Origin of the sequence: Vibrio sp. T20, from assembly GCF_007858795.1 — a bacterium.
Lineage (GTDB): Bacteria > Pseudomonadota > Gammaproteobacteria > Enterobacterales > Vibrionaceae > Vibrio > Vibrio satsumensis.
On the sequence record NZ_VFEB01000091.1, the window covers coordinates 61108 to 76603 of the forward strand.

Consider the following 15496-nt stretch of genomic DNA (forward strand, 5'->3'; position numbering starts at 1 on the left):
TCATGCAACAAATCAGTTACTTACAAGATCAACTTGGCTTAATGACTTGGCCTCTTCTCATCTGTTCTGCATTAACAGCAATGATCATCGCTGAACGTATCTTCCAAGTGATGTTAAGCATTGGTGTTGGCAAACGTGCGATTCGTCGAGAGCTCAACCAGATCTCACCAACCAACAGCAAAGAGATCGAAGCATTAGCACAATCTATCTCAGGAAAACGACCGCTACTGTACAAGGGCGTGTCGATGTTGCTTGCTCACCACTCTTTTTCGAAAGGACTGCGTGAAGATGCAGCAGGGATCTGGCTACAAGAAAAACGCCACCAGCTTCATGCAGGTTTAAGACTACTTGGTTTAATCGGCGTGATCAGCCCGCTCATTGGCCTGCTTGGTACGGTACTTGGACTTATCGAGATGTTTAAAGGGGTTGCAGCTACAACCGGAAGCATTACGCCGAACGATCTAGCCGACGGATTAGGCTTAGCAATGAGAACTACAGCTGCAGGTTTGATGATTGCGCTTCCTGCGATCTCAGGCGCTCAACTACTTGGGCTGTGGGCCGACCGAGTACTGGCTCAGTTAGAACATACTCTGAACTATGTGAATGTGTGGCTAGAAGGTATGTCGATTCAAACGAATCAATCTGATGATACTCAAGGTAAGCCTGTCAACAAAACCTCTATCGGTGATGTGAGCCAAGCATGATTAAGACGCCCCACTCATCTCACACACAGAGCCTAGCGCCGGACTTAACACCGCTGCTCGACATCATTTTTATCGTGATGGTTTTTCTATTACTTACAGCATCAGTAAAGCTGGAGTCACTGGAAGTTGAGCTGCCTAGTTCTGACGTTAAAAACGTTTCTGAAGTCCACAAAGACTCGATTAGCGTCAACATCCTTGACCATGAACCCTACTGGGCGATTAACGGCCAAGAGTACATCGACTGGGAAAACTTCAAGATTGCCTTGTTAGAAGAGACAGGCTCAACGGATAAAAAACCGATCATCATTGGCGCAGATAAAGCCGCCAACGTGGAGAACCTAGTGAAGTTGCTGTCATTCCTTCAAGAGAACGGAATACCAGCGACTCAACTGCTCACGGACGATGGTTAGAACAACACTCAATTTTTATGAAGCCTAGCGTTTATGAAATTTGGCTCCTGATAGCTAAGACCAAATAGACAGAACTAAGCCTCTCTATCGATTCAAACTCACAATGCGAACGGACTGCTCACTGAGTATCTTCGCGATACAAAAAGAAAATACAAAGAACTTATTATGAACAACTTAAACGTGCTCAATAAATTAAAGACCAAGACACATCTCCTTTCAGTTGCCGCTATGAGCTTGGCACTTAGTGCACCCGCAATGGCCAACGATGCTGAACAACCTCGAATCATCAGTGCCGGTAGTGCTGTTACTGAATTGGTTTTGGCATTAGGTGCTGAAGAGCAGTTGGTCGCGATTGATGTAACCAGCCACTTTCCTCAAGCAGAAAACCTGCCAAAGATTGGTTATCACCGAAACCTGTCTGCGGAAGGCTTACTTGCCCTAGAACCGACCACGTTAATTGGCTCAGATGAAATGGGACCAGACAACGCTATGTCTCAATTGAAATCAGCGGGTGTCGATGTAGAGATCGTCAATACCGAAGCGAATGTTGAAGGGCTATTAAAACGTATCGACCAAATCGCGAAGATTACCCATACCGAAGCACATTCACAGCAAGTTAAAGCTGAAGTAAATCAGAAGATTGCTGCACTGAAAGCAAACCAAGTACCAAGCAACGAAGCGAAGAAGGTGCTTTTCTTATTGCTGCATGAAAGTCGCCCTGCGAACGTTGCCGGTGGTGAGACTTCACCAAATGCGATCATTCAATTGGCTGGCGGTGTGAACCCTGCTGCTCAAAGCCTAACGTCTTACAAGCCACTGTCGATGGAGTCACTGGTAGAAATGCAACCCGATGTGATTCTAGTCAGTGGCCGTAGCTACCAAAAAATGGGCGGTGCTGATGCCATCCTGAAATCGTTGCCTATGTTAGCGGCAACTCCTGCAGGTATGAACAAGCAAATCATTACCGTTAATGGCAGTGCTTTGGTTGGAGGGCTTGGTCTTGAAAGCCTTTCTGAAGCGAAGCGATTAAACGCACTTATCTATCCGCTATAACTTATCTACCCGCTATAACTCAACTACCCTATTTTTACTGTTGCTTGCTTAATACTCATCACCGTCTCGCTTTTTGCGAAGTCGGTGATAAGTATTGAAGCGGGTGATAGACATTGAGGCTCTTTATGTTGCTACGATCCGTCCCACTGAAAACATCGATGTTAGGCCTAGGAGCTACCTTACTCTTCGTCGCGCTGTACTCGATCACTGTTGGGCCAATGAACATTAGCTTGGCTGACAGCGCAGCCAGCCTGCTCCAACCAAATAATGACTTAGCACCTCACATCAATTTGGTGATTCAAGAAATTCGCTTACCTAGGACGATATTGTGCATACTAATCGGCGCAATTCTCGCTTTGTGTGGCGCGGTCATGCAGGGCTTGTTTCGAAATCCACTTGCCGAGCCAGGAATCATCGGCGTTTCTGCCGGAGCCTCATTAGGTGCAGCATTAGCCATCGTGCTTTTCTCTGAGCTTTCACTGCAATACCCCGCTTTCATGAACTTTGCAGCAGTGCCTATATTTGCCTTTTTAGGTGGAGCCTTAACCACGCTGCTGGTTTATAAGCTAGGTACGGGAAAATTCGGTACTTCAGTCACCATCATGTTGTTAGCAGGTGTAGCGATCAGCGCACTCTCAGGCGCAGGTATTGGCTTCTTGAACTTCATTGCTGATGATCAAATGCTGCGTGATCTTTCATTATGGTCAATGGGTTCATTAGCGGGCGCGAAGTGGTCAGGTATTTTGCTTGCGGCTGTCACTCTGGGCGTACTATTTATTGTCTTCTACCGTCAAGCAATGTCACTGAATGCCCTGTTACTTGGCGAATCAGAAGCACAGCATCTTGGTATCCCAGTACAAAAGCTAAAGCGAAGGTTGATTCTACTGACTGCTGCAGGCGTTGGTGTCACGGTTAGCCTATCTGGCATGATTGGCTTCATCGGTCTTGTTATCCCCCATTTGGGCCGCATGTTGGCTGGCCCGGATCACCGTATTCTCTTGCCCCTATCAGCGGCACTAGGCGCATTACTACTAACAGCTGCAGACATGTTCTCACGCGTGGTACTTGCACCAGCAGAACTGCCAGTAGGCATTGTTACTGCAATCATCGGTGCTCCATTCTTCTTGTACCTTCTATTTCAACAGAAAGGGAGAATCCTTTAATGTTTCCTTCAGCGTTAAAAGCGACCGACATCGAAGTGAAGTTCGGTAGTAAAGTGATATTAGATGGTGTTTCTATTGAGATTGAAGCAGGAAAGGTAACCACACTGCTTGGGCCAAATGGCGCAGGGAAAAGCACTCTACTTAAAGCGTTATGCCAAGAGATTTCGAGCAAGGGTGATATCCAATATTTTGGACACACCAAAGATAAGTGGCCTTCGCATAAGTTGGCAAAACATTTGGCTATGCTTCCTCAGCACAGTACCTTGACCTTCCCATTTTTGGCACACGAAGTTGTTGAGCTTGGTGGGCTCCCCTTACAAGAGTCCAACAAGAAGCTCACCAACATAGCTGGCCAAAAAATGGATGTTGCTGATGTAACACACCTAAGTGAAAGGCTCTACCCTTCGCTATCTGGCGGTGAAAAACAGCGAGTTCACTTGGCTCGAGTGCTAACTCAGCTTCATTATTCTGGCGATCAATGTATCTTGATGCTTGATGAACCAACATCTGCACTGGATCTTGCCCACCAGCACAACACCTTAAAGATCGCGAGAGATTTAGCCGACAACCAAAATGCGGCCGTAATCGTAGTGCTACATGACTTAAACCTGGCCGCTCAGTATTCCGACCGACTCGTAGTCCTAAAAGATGGTCACTTAGTTTGCGATGGCAGCCCTTGGGAGGCACTTCAACCTTCTATGATTGAGGATGTATACGGCTACAAAAGTATCGTCGAAAAACATCCAACCATGAGCTTCCCTCAGGTTCACCCCGCACAATAGACTCGATTTAGAACCCACTCATTTTGAGTATTCGTTCCTAATAACAGTTAAGTCACTCTAAGCCTCGATTTTCTCGAGGCTTTTTATTGGCTCATAGCCTCTCTCCCGTCTTAAACTCCATTTTATTAGCAACCATAGCAATGAACTCCAAAACGTCCCACTCCGAGCGTTTGAGGCTCTAGAAATCAACAATATCAGTTAGTGTTGCTTAGTTTTTAGCAACTAAGGTTGAATATAAGAGGCAAACGTAAGCATTTAAAAAGAAAAGAAATAACTTCATTTGGCACAAAGCAAGATAGCAGAAGCGATATGAGTTCGAGAGAGAAAGAGAAAGAGAAAGAGAAAGAGAAAGAGAAATTGCAGGCACAAAAAAAGCCCCCTCAGGAGCTTCTTTCATTGTGTATTGATTATTGGCTCATTCGAATCAATGATTTACCAATCAACCACTCTAGTTCTTTACCGCTTGTATCGCCAAACTGAGTTTCAGTCAGCTTGTATAGACGATCAATACCGTTTGCAGCGAACTCATGAGCACTCTCAGCAGTAACGATATGATGGAAAAGTAAACGTAAGATTGCTAGGAACTCAGCGTCTTCAAGTGCTGCAACCCAGCTAGCTGAAAATGCGTCAAGGCCATTTTCGAAGTCAATGTGTTCCATGAACATCTTGAAAATACGACCGTCTAAAGCAGCAGTAAAATCCGTTTTCTTTGGAAAGTGATGACTAATACCTGTACGAGAAACGCCTGTTTGTTGACTCAACGTCGTGTATGACATCTTGTCGTAACCTAATCTCAATAGCTGGTCTACAACGGCATCCATGATCTTCTGGATCGTGATTTCTGTATCTTCTTTACTACGCTTTGGCATATTCAGGCTCTTCTCTTTGTAAATCCATCTAACTCAATCAAATGAAGTCAGAATGAAAATCGTTATCAGCATTATGTGAGCAAGGTATTTTTTCGCAAGTATTTATAACTAAATTCACACAAATACTATGTACGAACAATTTTACAGTGATGTCTCTTTGGACACTTTGTCTAATTATTCTTCGAAAATCACCTTACAATCCTAAGTCGATAAGTTTAAATAACTACTTAGAATATGAAATACCCAACGAAAAATTCATTGTATAAATACCTATCAAGCGATAGATAGTCTTATAAAATCATTCCTGGCGCAACTAAGTGAATGATATTCTGACAAATTAATAACATTCCTTTTCAACAAAACGTGAGGTAAATCACATACATATTTATCGGCGCGAATGTAGATATTCATTAAGCACCTTAACAAACAACATAGCATACCAGTACAAATTAGTTCAAAGGTTTTAATTTTTGTAGATACAGTTCAAATTGCTCGTTAGAATAACCTCAGACTTTGTAAGAGGATTATTTATGAGCCAAGATATTGGTAACAATGATGTATGTGAGGCTTGCGGTTGCGCAGGCGAAATTGGCTTCATCATCAAAGAAGGCGACGATGTTGCTGAAGTAACGGTTTACGGTAACTCTAAAACCCTTATTGAAGCTGAATTCGCTAAGTATGTTGAGTTAGCAAAGCAAGTGTCTAGCAATGTTGAATTTGAAGCATCAGAGATGACAGAAGAAAGTACAGAATTGCACGCACGCTTTAAATTTGAAGTCAGCGCCGAGAAGATTATATTCGAACTTAAGACTCGCTCTCTAGCACGTTAATATAAGCACCTGTACACATATAATTAAAAGACGAGTTTACTGCTCGTCTTTTTTTATTATTTCAACCCAACCTAGAGCACCATTAGTCTCAAAGTCATTTTCAGCCGCACATTTAATTACAACACCTGATACCTCAACGACAGCACCAACACTATATGCCTTATCATTGTAATAACAAACTCGTTGCTGTGAACCACTCTGAGTGACGACGACTGCCGCCTTGGCTGGCGTTGATATTATTTTATTAGCACTTGCTGATATTGAACACAACACCGCGGATAAAATCACAAAAATTTTCAAAATTTTACGCTTTATTCGAATCAAAGATCTACCTTTCATTGTCTCTTAATCCTTTTTACCTACCAACAAATGAGTAAAACACTATGCGAGGATAATTTTTTCATTATAGTGTTAACGTCTATCGTAATAAGAAGCCCATTATGCTCCGAATAATTGCACTTATTATTGGTTCTTTAACCATAACAAATGTGACTGCAGAACCACTCGATCAGTATCAAATATTGAACCATCTGGATAATTACGGAAACTTATATTTACGAAATAAGCCTTACACCTCACTACCCACTGGGTTAATCGTTGATGGCAATCTAAATATAGAGAACACCGCGATCACTCGCCTGCCTAAAGGCTTAGAAGTTAACGGTAGCCTCAAAGCGTCTAACAGCCAGCTCTCTCGAGTTGCGACTGGAGTTAAGATAAAAGGCTACGCCGACTTAATTGGCAGTCAGATTACCAGTTGGCCACGAGGAGTAAGAGTGGGCGGATTTATTAACCTCACAGACACTCCACTTCAGAGGCTACCCAATGGCTTTAGAGTGAAAGGAGATCTGAGCGTGATTCGTACGCCTTTGACAGAGCTACCAAACGGGATAGTCATCGATGGCGACTTATATATAGGTGGTTCTGGGGTCACAACGTTTCCCGAGACCATGACAGTAAAAGGCAATATATACCTAGGTGGCAACAACGTTACGACTTGGCCAACAAACCTAGAACTCGGTGGCGCCGTCGCTCGATAGTTCAACCTAAACTTTAGGTCTTAAAAGCAGATGACCAGCAACAAAAAAGGAGCCTAAGGCTCCTTTTTCAGTTCCATCAATGAACTTGTTTGCTAACACTCATTAGCCGATATTCTTCACTGGGTTCGCATAGCTATCGATCAAGTATTGACGAGCGCCTTGTGGCAAAGTCGATAACTTCTCTTCAAACTCTTGCTTAACCGCAGCTGTAATCGACTCGTCTTCTCTTTCCGCTGCTAGCAAGTTAACTGGGAACAGCTTGTAGTTATCGTGGATCTGACGATCAATCTCTTCTGCAAGCGCTTCTGGCGTATCAAAATCTTGGTCGATAACCTGACCGAAACCGACATGAACACGACCTTTATTGCCGATGATACCTTGAATGATACTTTCGATATCTTCAAATTCACCCTTTTCGTAACTGCCGTTTACGTCTTTTTCAAAAAGCTCTATCGCTTTAGCCATATCACATGGGTCATTCTCGTAAGAAATAGCCACAGGAACGATCTTCAATGACTTCACGTATTCAGGGAAAGCAATTTTTTGTTTACGTCCTTCAACGTGAAACATTTTCAAGATTGCTGGCTCGGTAAAATCGTTACCGTCTTTAGCGCGACCTTCCTTTTGAGCGATCCAGATTGAGTTACCCGTTTCTAGAGAATGCTTAATATAAGAAGACAGCTGCCCTAGTGCTTTCATCATCTCACGCGGTCCTTTCAAAGAACGCTTTACGATGAAGCTCTTGTTTAAACGCATCAATTCCGTCGCACATGGCTTCTTCAGCAGGTTATCACCAATAGCGATACGACAAGTCTGATGATTATTTTGATGCAGAGCGTAGTTTACCAACGCAGGATCCATAGCAATGTCACGATGGTTTGATACAAATAGATAAGCTTGATTCGCATCCAGTGACTCGACACCAGTGTACGTTACACCTTTAGTGGTTTTCGCTAGCGTGTCACGTAAGTACTTTTTCACTTCAATCTGAATGGATTCAACGCTGGTCAGCTTGCTCCATTTCATTTTTAAGTACACGCGCAAAATCGGACTCATTAATGCTTTGAACCAAGACGCATGGTTTGAAAAACGGTAGTGCAAGATTGCACTGATAAATTCTTCATCATTAATAAGACGGTTTAGTGCCGCTGGAATTTCATCATCGCCGTAAGGACGAATATCAACATATGGATCGGTTGGAGAGGTCATTTTTTCATTCATATAATAAAAAGCTGGCTCATTCTACGCGTTGTTTTGACTTCTCGCAGCTACAGAGCCCATACTTTTGACAAGGTCAGACCAGAAACATCGAAAATCCCCTGTTATTGTTGGCATTCTTTAAGATTAACGGTAATCTTGACGCCCCAAAATTAAGGTACTATCTATGAACTTCGCTATTGAATATACATCGGCTTACTTTTTACACTTGGTGATCACACCACGCAAGAAAGTACTTAAGCATAGCCTTGTATCGGTTCAAAGTGGCTTGGTTTTGATAAAGCTAGGTAAACAAGAGTATGCCGTTGAACCAGGACAAAGCGTCTGGATTCCATATGACTGCCTAACATCATTGACCTACTTTCCAAACACTCAGGTTAACCGCGTCGACTTTTCTGTGCGTTTGACGGATTCATTCCCTAGACAAGCGGGCTACATCACGCAAACAAACCTCTCTTCTGCGTTACTGGAAAAATTAGAGCTAACCAAAGCTCGTACTTCAAATGCCAACAATACCGAACAAGCATTTAAAGATATGCTTTCTGTATTGAAGCAAGAAGTATTAGCGTTTAAACCACTGCTTTGTGAAAGTGCTTTGTCTCAGCGATTCAATCAATGGAACATTGATGACTCAAACCTACCGCAAGAACACACCTTAGTGATGGTAATGCGCGAGGCGAAGAAGCGCATGCAATCTGGTCAGAAACGCGCACTTGTGATTGATGATTTGTTCTCAGGTAAAGAAGAAGAGTTCGAACAGCTGTGCATGCTAGTGTTCGGTGAAGACCTCTAGGCAAGGAGAGCCAGCACCCGTTCTTCACTCACTAGACTAGTGATGCCGAACTTCAAGTCACTCTATCACCCAAGTTTTTGAACCAAGCTAAAAACACCAGTTGCTAAAAAGCCGCAAAACTCAGTTTTGCGGCTTTTTTAATTCTTAAAATTTTAACGTAGATTAACTATCTAACAGTCTAGAAAGGCAATTCAACCTGCATCATTAAGTCAGCGTCTCGCGAGTCATGCCAACGATAATCAAAGCGCATGCGCGGTTGCCCTTCCACTTTCTCACCAAAACCGATGCTGAGTTGAAGACCATGATTCATCAACCACTCTTCAGTCGACATATCATACTGTTCATCTTCAAGATCTTCTGGAAACCACATACCCAAACCAACATAGTTTGATTCAATGCTTTGTGTCAGCAATGGCGTGTCTTTACTTTGAAGAACCCAGTCAGACCAATAATCCGGTGTGCTTTCTGGTTCATCATCACTCAGCCCACTGATTTCCATCATGCGCTGACCGAAAGATTCAAGGCTTGTAGAGAAATCTAGACAGCTATTTTCATCATCAGAGGTCAGCATGATCGAATCTAAACTAAAAAAGTCACACTCAGCATGAGCAGGTAAACTGCATGCTGCAATGATCATCGTCGCTGGTATCGCGCGCTTTAGCATAGTCCTCTGACCTCTTGATTAGTGAACTTACATTATCTGATACAGTCCACTATCTTGCAACATCTTTGTAACTGACTTTGTACTCAGTTTTGCCACATCGCTTCCACTTATCAACGCATTACGTATGTCTGTGCTACGAATTTTGACTTTTTCAGGGCAAGCCATTACAGACCACTGCTCGGTAATCTCATCTGATTTATAGAAAGATGAGAACTTAAAGAAGTTATCTGGGCCAATAACAAACGTCAGTTCAGCGTCACGATGTAACTTTTGAAGCTCACTGAGCACTGCATAAGTCGTTACGCTTTCACCTGGAGTAAATAGGCTCTTTTCGATCAAAGAAAGCTCCACTTGATCCAGTGAAAGATCGCTAATAAATGCGTTAACTAACTGACATCTCGTATCAAAGTCTAGCATCTCTTTTCCCCAAGCATGGGCAATACTTGGAACCAGTAGAATTTTGTCAAAGTGAGCCAACGAATCAATCACACTTTTGTGCCCTAAGCTCGGTGGATTAAACGCACTACCGAAAATGGCTATTTTTTCCATTATAAATTACTGCCTTCTCTTTCTAAGCTTGTGCAAAGAGGTTTTTAAATCAGATGATTTAGGTATGATAACACTAGATTTTTAATTTGCTTGCAGGAAAGGAATACGAATGGAACAGTTAATTCGTGACGAAATGCGCGTACTACCTTCAATTGACCCTCACTTCGAAGTGACTCGTCGTGTGGACTTTATCAAAACGAAACTTCAGCAGTCAGGCTGCAAGTCTCTGATCCTTGGTATCAGTGGCGGTGTGGATTCGACAACCTGTGGTCGTTTAGCGCAAATGGCAATCGACGGCCTAAACGAAAGCACTGGCAGCAACGACTACCAATTTATCGCCGTTCGCCTACCTTACGGCGAACAAAAAGATGAAGACGAAGCGCAGCTTGCTCTGTCTTTTATTCAGCCTTCTCAATCTGTTTCCGTAAACATTAAAGCAGGCGTTGATGGGCTGCACGCAGCATCTCACGTTGCGCTTGAAAATACAGGCTTGCTACCAACAGATTCAGCAAAAATCGACTTTGTGAAAGGTAATGTGAAAGCTCGCGCTCGCATGATCGCACAATACGAAATTGCGGGTTACGTTGGCGGCCTTGTAATCGGCACCGACCACTCAGCGGAAAACATCACAGGCTTCTACACTAAACACGGTGATGGCGCATGTGATTTAGCACCTTTGTTCGGCCTGAACAAACGTCAAGTTCGTGAACTTGCTGCAACTCTGGGTGCTCCGGAGCAACTTGTTAAGAAAGTACCGACCGCGGATCTCGAAGAGCTTGACCCTCAGAAAGCGGATGAAGCTGCACTGAACCTTTCTTATGACCAAATCGATGATTTCCTTGAAGGTAAAGAAGTACCTCAAGACGTATCCGATCGCTTAGTGAGCATCTACAAAGCAACACAGCACAAGCGTCAACCAATCCCAACGATCTACGATTAATTTTTGAATTAATCTCAGAACCCAAAAGGCCGGAAGTTCATTTTAGTGAGCTTCCGGCCTTTTCTATTTAGTGCTTGTCCTTTTGACCTAACGAGTCGTTAATCCACAACTTCGATATCAGTTTGAGGCACACTGCAACACGCCAGTATCTGCCCCATGTTGCGCTCATGCTCTTGTAATGCAGGCACATCAGGTTGGTGAACTTGCCCAGACTCAAGGGTCACTTTACAAGCGCCACAGAAACCAGCACGACAGCTAGAAGCGATAGACACACCGGCCGACTCAGCTTGCTCTAGCAGGGTTGATTGGTTATTACCTTCAAACAGGTAACCGTTCACACTTAACTGCAGTTGCTTCACAGCCTCTTCAGTAGACTGAGCAACACCAAACGCTTCTTGGTGGTAGTGCTGAGGATTAAGCCCCATTTGAATCAACAATTTCTTGGCATTATCCATGAAGCCATCAGGGCCACACACGAAGGCCTGACGTCTGTGTAACTCTTCAATTTTAGCGACATGAGACACGCTCAAACGTCCAGATAAACCATCCCACTCCTTAGCTGGTTGGCTTAGCGAATAAATCACACGTAAACCTGTATGCTCGTTGGCAATCTTATCGATCTCAGCTTGATAAGGAATGTCTTCTTCGCTGCTGCATTGGTGATAGAAAACCACATCATCAATCTGACCGTGATCAGCTAAATAACGAAGCATCGACAACATAGGCGTAATCCCACTACCTGCAGATAAAAGTAGTAACGGATGCGTTGAATTTTCTTCTAAATAAAAAGCGCCATCTGGGTTTTGAGCAACAAGCGTATCACCTACTTGGAAGTGATCATTGAGCCAGTTTGAGATTTGACCATCGTCCACTCGCTTCACTGAAATCGCTAAACGACCCGCTCGAGATGGGCTAGACGATAGCGTGTAACGACGAGAAACCTTCTCGCCATTAATCACCATCTCAATCGGTAGATGTTGCCCAGGCTGGTAACTTGGTAGAGTGTGGTTCTCTTTCGCTGGCTCTAGCCAGAAAGTTGTAAAGTCTCGAGCGATCTCTTCACGCTCAACACAGGTTAGATGCAGTGACTCAACCCAAGTGTCTTCATAGTGTTCTTTCTCTTTGGTTTCGAGTACTTCAACCACGTCACCCGCTTTAACTAAGCCTTCATTTTTAGCCACAAGATTCTGACCAAAGAAAACGCCACCGCGCTCATTGGCTCGGAATGTAGAGAAGGTATTAAGCGGCTCTTTTGTTGCTCTAAATTCGCCACTCTCAACATCGACTGTCGTTAGGATACAGCGCTCACAAGGCTTGACCGCTTCGAATTCAACCTCACCAATTCGAATGCGCTTCCAACCATCTTCAGCAAAAGCTTCAGTATTAGAAACCACAAAGTTAGTGCGGAACTGGTCCATTGAATGTGTTTCTGGGCTTCGGCGATTGAGTTCATCAAGAGAGGCTTGGCTGATCACCAACATTGGGTAGCCGTCGGCAAAGCTCACATTATGACCGAGCTTTTCGCGAACACGATTCGACTGCTCACCAGAGAACAATAACTCAACGCGAACACCCAACACATCACTGAACCAATCATCGGCTTCATCATTGGTGGTGTAAGCAGTGAAACTGTCCTTCCAAACTGTTGCTGGCGCTTCTTGCATCTTGAAGTTTGCATATCTTAGGCGCAGCGGCTCTTTGCCTTCATAAGTAAAAATCAAACCGCCTGGTTGCAAGCTTGAAGATACCTTAACCATTTTCGGATACTTACGCGCCGTGATCATCGAACCGTCAGCCAATGCCAACATAAAACGTCTGTCGAAGGTAAGGCCTTGTTTTTCGACCCAAGCAGAAGAGAGCGCAATGCCACCCACTGACTTTACCGGAAACACATTAATTTGAGATAAAGAAGGCTTTTGAACTGAATGCTCTTGATCCGAAGGTAGCTGCGACTGCGACATAACGATTCCAATGTTTTGTTGTTTGTCCCAATGCTAACAAATGGTTATAAATAGATAAACTGGTAGGCATTAAACACTTGAGACCAAAACACAAATGCATACATCCAAACCTGTTCCGAAGTTTACCGATAGCCTCTCTACTCTCACACATTTAAAAACGGCGAACTTCACTGACTAACGCTACAGAGTTCCTCATACCCAACAAACATGATAACTTCACGCTAAGTTTATTGAGATCGGCAATATCCTGTACCTTGTTTCGAGAGCTGATTCAATGAACCAGGCTTACCCAAATGATAGCCCTGAAAGTAATCTATGCCCTGTGACTTTGCAAAACTCAGGTCATCATAGTTTTCTATCCCTTCTGACAACAATTCAATTTGATACTTTCGAGATAAGAACCTTAAACGCTCCCAAAAGGTCGAATTATCGTTCCGGTTTCTCATGAAAGATCTATCGATCTTCAATACACTCGGTTTGATTACATTAATTAAAGCTTCTCCGACGTTATATCCGCTGCCATAGTCGTCTATCGCAATCTTAATTCCAAGGCCACGACATACTCCAAACTGTGAAACCATCCGCTTCTTGTCGATACCCACTGGATATTGCTCATTTTCTGTAAGCTCAATCCAGAGAGTGATACCTAACTTATTGCACGCCTGCCAAATTGGGTAAATATCGCGAATGAAAGTAAGGCTCAAAACGTGCAAAGGAGAAATATTAATCGTCAGAAATTCTATGTCAGCCTCACGAGACAAAAGCACTTTCGACACAGTTAGTAAGAATTTTTGTGTAAACCACGCTATTTTCCCTACGTCTGACAGACAGCGAATTGACGCCTCTACGTCATATCCTCTTTCCCAGCGTAATAAAACTTCAGCACCGACAGTTCCATTACCATTAGTTATCGGTTGAAAAACAGGATAAAACGCCTCATTTTTAATATCCGTTACAAGCACTTCAACGTTTAGCTCTCTTGTTGATGTTTGCATAATAGCACCTCATTTATAAGCTGCTAATTTAATCAACAAAAAACTCAATTATATTGGCACGTTAAAATCCCCCCCGACTACCAATGCCTAGTTGAAGGACGAGTTCGTTACAAGTGCGTCTCCATATGAGTTCTGTTCAACATCCAACTTGCGTAATAAGACAATAACTTGACTAGACAAACACTAAGATTTTCTTCTAGACTAACTAAACTAACGTTATATCAATGGATTGGAAATGTTTGGAACTTACTTGAAACAGATCAGAGGAGAGCTTGGGCTAACTCAAGCAGAGCTCGCCGCAAAGCTTAACCTCTCCGACGAAGAGTTTCTTTCACTAGACGTTGTTACTCTAAGCCGATGGGAAAGAGAAAAAACCAAACCTCACCTCTCTAAGTGCATTCGTGTGTTGCGTTGTTTAAAGACCGACCTCAGCGAGTTCTTCGACATGCTACCAAACCCCAGAGATCATGAACTGTTTGATGACGTATCTAGAGTGCGGTTTAACTCACACTTATCTAAGATTTCATCATCAGGTTATAACGTTGCAGAGCAAGCAAATCACTGCAAATTTGTAGAAAGACCACTACTCCTGAACGATAATGATGAAATGTGGGACAACCTTAAATTATTCTATGACCAATTAGGATATACCCCTCAACACCTACTCGGGATAAACCTATTTGAATATCAAAAAAAAGGGAAAGCAGCTGGTAAGAAGTTCGTATCTAGAACAGACGAACAGATCTTAGGACATTCCATTAGTTTTATCTTTCCATTCGACTATTTTAAACGAACAATCGAAGGGAAGACGTTTAGCCTAGATCTCTCCCACTCCATTCCCTATAAAGAAAACACTAAGCTCGCTGGATTCAATTATGATAGATATTCTTCTACATTCGAAGTGTTTAAGTGCGTTTTTACCTCTCAGGTTAAGAACTTAATAAAACACACAAACATCCATCGTTACTACTATTTTAGCGCGCTTGACACTATTGACCCTTTTTTCGAAAAGCTAGGATTTGAGAGGATTGCTGTTGATGTTGAGTCCAAATTTGGCGGAGTGAAACTCGGTAATAAACGCTTCGAACGTTGTCTCTACGGCATCGATAGTGACAAGTTCATATCGAGACCCGAAATCATAACTTTGTTAAAAACAGTTCATTGGGAAAAAGACTATTGAGCAAGGATTCATTAATTGGCTAAATCATGCGCCAAAAACAAGAGCGCGTAGTTAGCTCGTTTAACATCAAATATGAAACTTACAGGAAAATTCTGACCAATTAGTTCGATGAAATTAAGATCCTATATAGCCTTTAGAAATTATCACCGCGATCGCCTGTCCTAATCAAGTAACTTTAGCTCAACGTTACGACAAAACGATATGCTATAAACTCCCAACATTAAAAACAAAAGATAGAGAAAGAACATTAATTCAGCACAATAGGCAAGTCAAAACCCATGCATTTCTCAGATGCCTACTAAAAGTATGAAAGCAACATAATAATAACTTCCTTATAATAATATT

The 15496-nt window shown here is 42.9% G+C and carries 17 protein-coding genes; 10 read left to right on the plus strand and 7 right to left on the minus strand.

Translation table 11 applies throughout. The annotated features are described in order from the left end of the window. The first annotated feature begins 2 nt into the window (after positions 1–2). The 5 genes from FTW16_RS09955 to FTW16_RS09975 all read left to right on the plus strand — a co-directional run bounded on the left by FTW16_RS09955 (position 3) and on the right by FTW16_RS09975 (position 4112). Positions 3–704, plus strand: coding sequence for a MotA/TolQ/ExbB proton channel family protein (locus FTW16_RS09955; protein ID WP_132969242.1), 702 nt, complete (start codon positions 3–5; stop codon positions 702–704). Next, positions 701–1114, plus strand: coding sequence for an ExbD/TolR family protein (locus FTW16_RS09960; RefSeq protein ID WP_016768804.1), 414 nt, complete (start codon positions 701–703; stop codon positions 1112–1114). Before FTW16_RS09955 ends, FTW16_RS09960 begins: the two co-directional genes overlap by 4 nt. 165 nt (positions 1115–1279) lie before the next feature. Continuing rightward, positions 1280–2167, plus strand: a complete 888-nt coding sequence (locus FTW16_RS09965) for a hemin ABC transporter substrate-binding protein (RefSeq protein WP_146490922.1) — start codon at positions 1280–1282, stop codon at positions 2165–2167. Between the two features lie 125 nt (positions 2168–2292). Beyond that, positions 2293–3330: a FecCD family ABC transporter permease gene (locus tag FTW16_RS09970; RefSeq protein WP_146490923.1), complete on the plus strand. Its 1038-nt coding sequence runs from the start codon at positions 2293–2295 to the stop codon at positions 3328–3330. Then, a complete protein-coding gene (locus tag FTW16_RS09975; RefSeq protein ID WP_146490924.1) occupies positions 3330–4112 on the plus strand; it encodes a heme ABC transporter ATP-binding protein in 783 nt (260 codons plus the stop codon). The genes FTW16_RS09970 and FTW16_RS09975 overlap by 1 nt, the downstream gene beginning before the upstream one ends. Positions 4113–4519: 407 nt before the next feature. Here the strand turns inward: FTW16_RS09975 and FTW16_RS09985 are convergent, their stop codons facing one another. Next, the gene (locus FTW16_RS09985; RefSeq protein WP_004731875.1) at positions 4520–4981 is read right to left on the minus strand and encodes a TetR/AcrR family transcriptional regulator; all 462 of its coding nucleotides are present in this window, start codon (positions 4979–4981) and stop codon (positions 4520–4522) included. A gap of 530 nt (positions 4982–5511) precedes the next feature. Here FTW16_RS09985 and FTW16_RS09990 point away from each other — a divergent pair. After that, positions 5512–5811 (plus strand): YfcZ/YiiS family protein, encoded by a 300-nt coding sequence (locus tag FTW16_RS09990; protein ID WP_146490926.1) that lies wholly within the window; start codon positions 5512–5514, stop codon positions 5809–5811. A gap of 36 nt (positions 5812–5847) precedes the next feature. On the opposite strand, the gene FTW16_RS09995 is transcribed toward FTW16_RS09990, so the two are convergent. Further along, on the minus strand, positions 5848–6150 hold the full coding sequence (locus FTW16_RS09995; RefSeq protein ID WP_146490927.1) for a YnjH family protein: 303 nt from the start codon (positions 6148–6150) through the stop codon (positions 5848–5850). Between the two features lie 101 nt (positions 6151–6251). On the opposite strand from FTW16_RS09995, the gene FTW16_RS10000 reads away from it, so the two are divergent. Then, positions 6252–6851: a hypothetical protein gene (locus FTW16_RS10000; RefSeq protein WP_146490928.1), complete on the plus strand. Its 600-nt coding sequence runs from the start codon at positions 6252–6254 to the stop codon at positions 6849–6851. A gap of 102 nt (positions 6852–6953) precedes the next feature. Here the strand turns inward: FTW16_RS10000 and FTW16_RS10005 are convergent, their stop codons facing one another. Further along, complete coding sequence (locus tag FTW16_RS10005) at positions 6954–8060, minus strand: 1-acyl-sn-glycerol-3-phosphate acyltransferase (protein ID WP_146490929.1); 1107 nt, start codon at positions 8058–8060, stop codon at positions 6954–6956. 175 nt (positions 8061–8235) lie between these two features. On the opposite strand from FTW16_RS10005, the gene FTW16_RS10010 reads away from it, so the two are divergent. Continuing rightward, positions 8236–8862, plus strand: coding sequence for an AraC family transcriptional regulator (locus tag FTW16_RS10010; protein ID WP_146490930.1), 627 nt, complete (start codon positions 8236–8238; stop codon positions 8860–8862). A 178-nt stretch (positions 8863–9040) separates the two neighbouring features. On the opposite strand, the gene FTW16_RS10015 is transcribed toward FTW16_RS10010, so the two are convergent. Both FTW16_RS10015 and FTW16_RS10020 read right to left on the minus strand, forming a co-directional pair. Continuing rightward, complete coding sequence (locus FTW16_RS10015) at positions 9041–9526, minus strand: hypothetical protein (protein WP_060980539.1); 486 nt, start codon at positions 9524–9526, stop codon at positions 9041–9043. A gap of 27 nt (positions 9527–9553) precedes the next feature. Next, on the minus strand, positions 9554–10075 hold the full coding sequence (locus tag FTW16_RS10020) for a nicotinate-nicotinamide nucleotide adenylyltransferase (RefSeq protein ID WP_017067428.1): 522 nt from the start codon (positions 10073–10075) through the stop codon (positions 9554–9556). A 109-nt stretch (positions 10076–10184) separates the two neighbouring features. Between FTW16_RS10020 and nadE the strand changes: the two genes are divergently transcribed. Beyond that, on the plus strand, positions 10185–11015 hold the full coding sequence (nadE, locus tag FTW16_RS10025; protein ID WP_146490931.1) for an ammonia-dependent NAD(+) synthetase: 831 nt from the start codon (positions 10185–10187) through the stop codon (positions 11013–11015). A gap of 98 nt (positions 11016–11113) precedes the next feature. Here the strand turns inward: nadE and FTW16_RS10030 are convergent, their stop codons facing one another. Together FTW16_RS10030 and FTW16_RS10035 are read right to left on the minus strand one after the other, a co-directional pair. Further along, on the minus strand, positions 11114–12976 hold the full coding sequence (locus tag FTW16_RS10030) for a hybrid-cluster NAD(P)-dependent oxidoreductase (protein ID WP_146490932.1): 1863 nt from the start codon (positions 12974–12976) through the stop codon (positions 11114–11116). A gap of 227 nt (positions 12977–13203) precedes the next feature. Then, complete coding sequence (locus tag FTW16_RS10035) at positions 13204–13971, minus strand: EAL domain-containing protein (protein WP_146490933.1); 768 nt, start codon at positions 13969–13971, stop codon at positions 13204–13206. A 235-nt stretch (positions 13972–14206) separates the two neighbouring features. Between FTW16_RS10035 and FTW16_RS10040 the strand changes: the two genes are divergently transcribed. Further along, on the plus strand, positions 14207–15151 hold the full coding sequence (locus FTW16_RS10040; RefSeq protein ID WP_146490934.1) for a helix-turn-helix domain-containing protein: 945 nt from the start codon (positions 14207–14209) through the stop codon (positions 15149–15151). The last annotated feature ends 345 nt before the right edge of the window (positions 15152–15496 follow it).

Bases quoted from the DNA above. Each gene is read 5' to 3' on its own strand.
- FTW16_RS09990 (WP_146490926.1), top strand. From the start codon at position 5,512: ATGAGCCAAGATATTGGTAACAATGATGTATGTGAGGCTTGCGGTTGC.
- nadE (WP_146490931.1), top strand. From the start codon at position 10,185: ATGGAACAGTTAATTCGTGACGAAATGCGCGTACTACCTTCAATTGAC.
- FTW16_RS10010 (WP_146490930.1), top strand. From the start codon at position 8,236: ATGAACTTCGCTATTGAATATACATCGGCTTACTTTTTACACTTGGTG.
- FTW16_RS10015 (WP_060980539.1), bottom strand. From the start codon at position 9,526: ATGCTAAAGCGCGCGATACCAGCGACGATGATCATTGCAGCATGCAGT.
- FTW16_RS09995 (WP_146490927.1), bottom strand. From the start codon at position 6,150: ATGAAAGGTAGATCTTTGATTCGAATAAAGCGTAAAATTTTGAAAATT.
- FTW16_RS10035 (WP_146490933.1), bottom strand. From the start codon at position 13,971: ATGCAAACATCAACAAGAGAGCTAAACGTTGAAGTGCTTGTAACGGAT.
- FTW16_RS10000 (WP_146490928.1), top strand. From the start codon at position 6,252: ATGCTCCGAATAATTGCACTTATTATTGGTTCTTTAACCATAACAAAT.
- FTW16_RS10005 (WP_146490929.1), bottom strand. From the start codon at position 8,060: ATGACCTCTCCAACCGATCCATATGTTGATATTCGTCCTTACGGCGAT.
- FTW16_RS10020 (WP_017067428.1), bottom strand. From the start codon at position 10,075: ATGGAAAAAATAGCCATTTTCGGTAGTGCGTTTAATCCACCGAGCTTA.
- FTW16_RS10040 (WP_146490934.1), top strand. From the start codon at position 14,207: ATGTTTGGAACTTACTTGAAACAGATCAGAGGAGAGCTTGGGCTAACT.
- FTW16_RS09955 (WP_132969242.1), top strand. From the start codon at position 3: ATGCAACAAATCAGTTACTTACAAGATCAACTTGGCTTAATGACTTGG.
- FTW16_RS09965 (WP_146490922.1), top strand. From the start codon at position 1,280: ATGAACAACTTAAACGTGCTCAATAAATTAAAGACCAAGACACATCTC.
- FTW16_RS10030 (WP_146490932.1), bottom strand. From the start codon at position 12,976: ATGTCGCAGTCGCAGCTACCTTCGGATCAAGAGCATTCAGTTCAAAAG.
- FTW16_RS09985 (WP_004731875.1), bottom strand. From the start codon at position 4,981: ATGCCAAAGCGTAGTAAAGAAGATACAGAAATCACGATCCAGAAGATC.
- FTW16_RS09970 (WP_146490923.1), top strand. From the start codon at position 2,293: ATGTTGCTACGATCCGTCCCACTGAAAACATCGATGTTAGGCCTAGGA.
- FTW16_RS09960 (WP_016768804.1), top strand. From the start codon at position 701: ATGATTAAGACGCCCCACTCATCTCACACACAGAGCCTAGCGCCGGAC.
- FTW16_RS09975 (WP_146490924.1), top strand. From the start codon at position 3,330: ATGTTTCCTTCAGCGTTAAAAGCGACCGACATCGAAGTGAAGTTCGGT.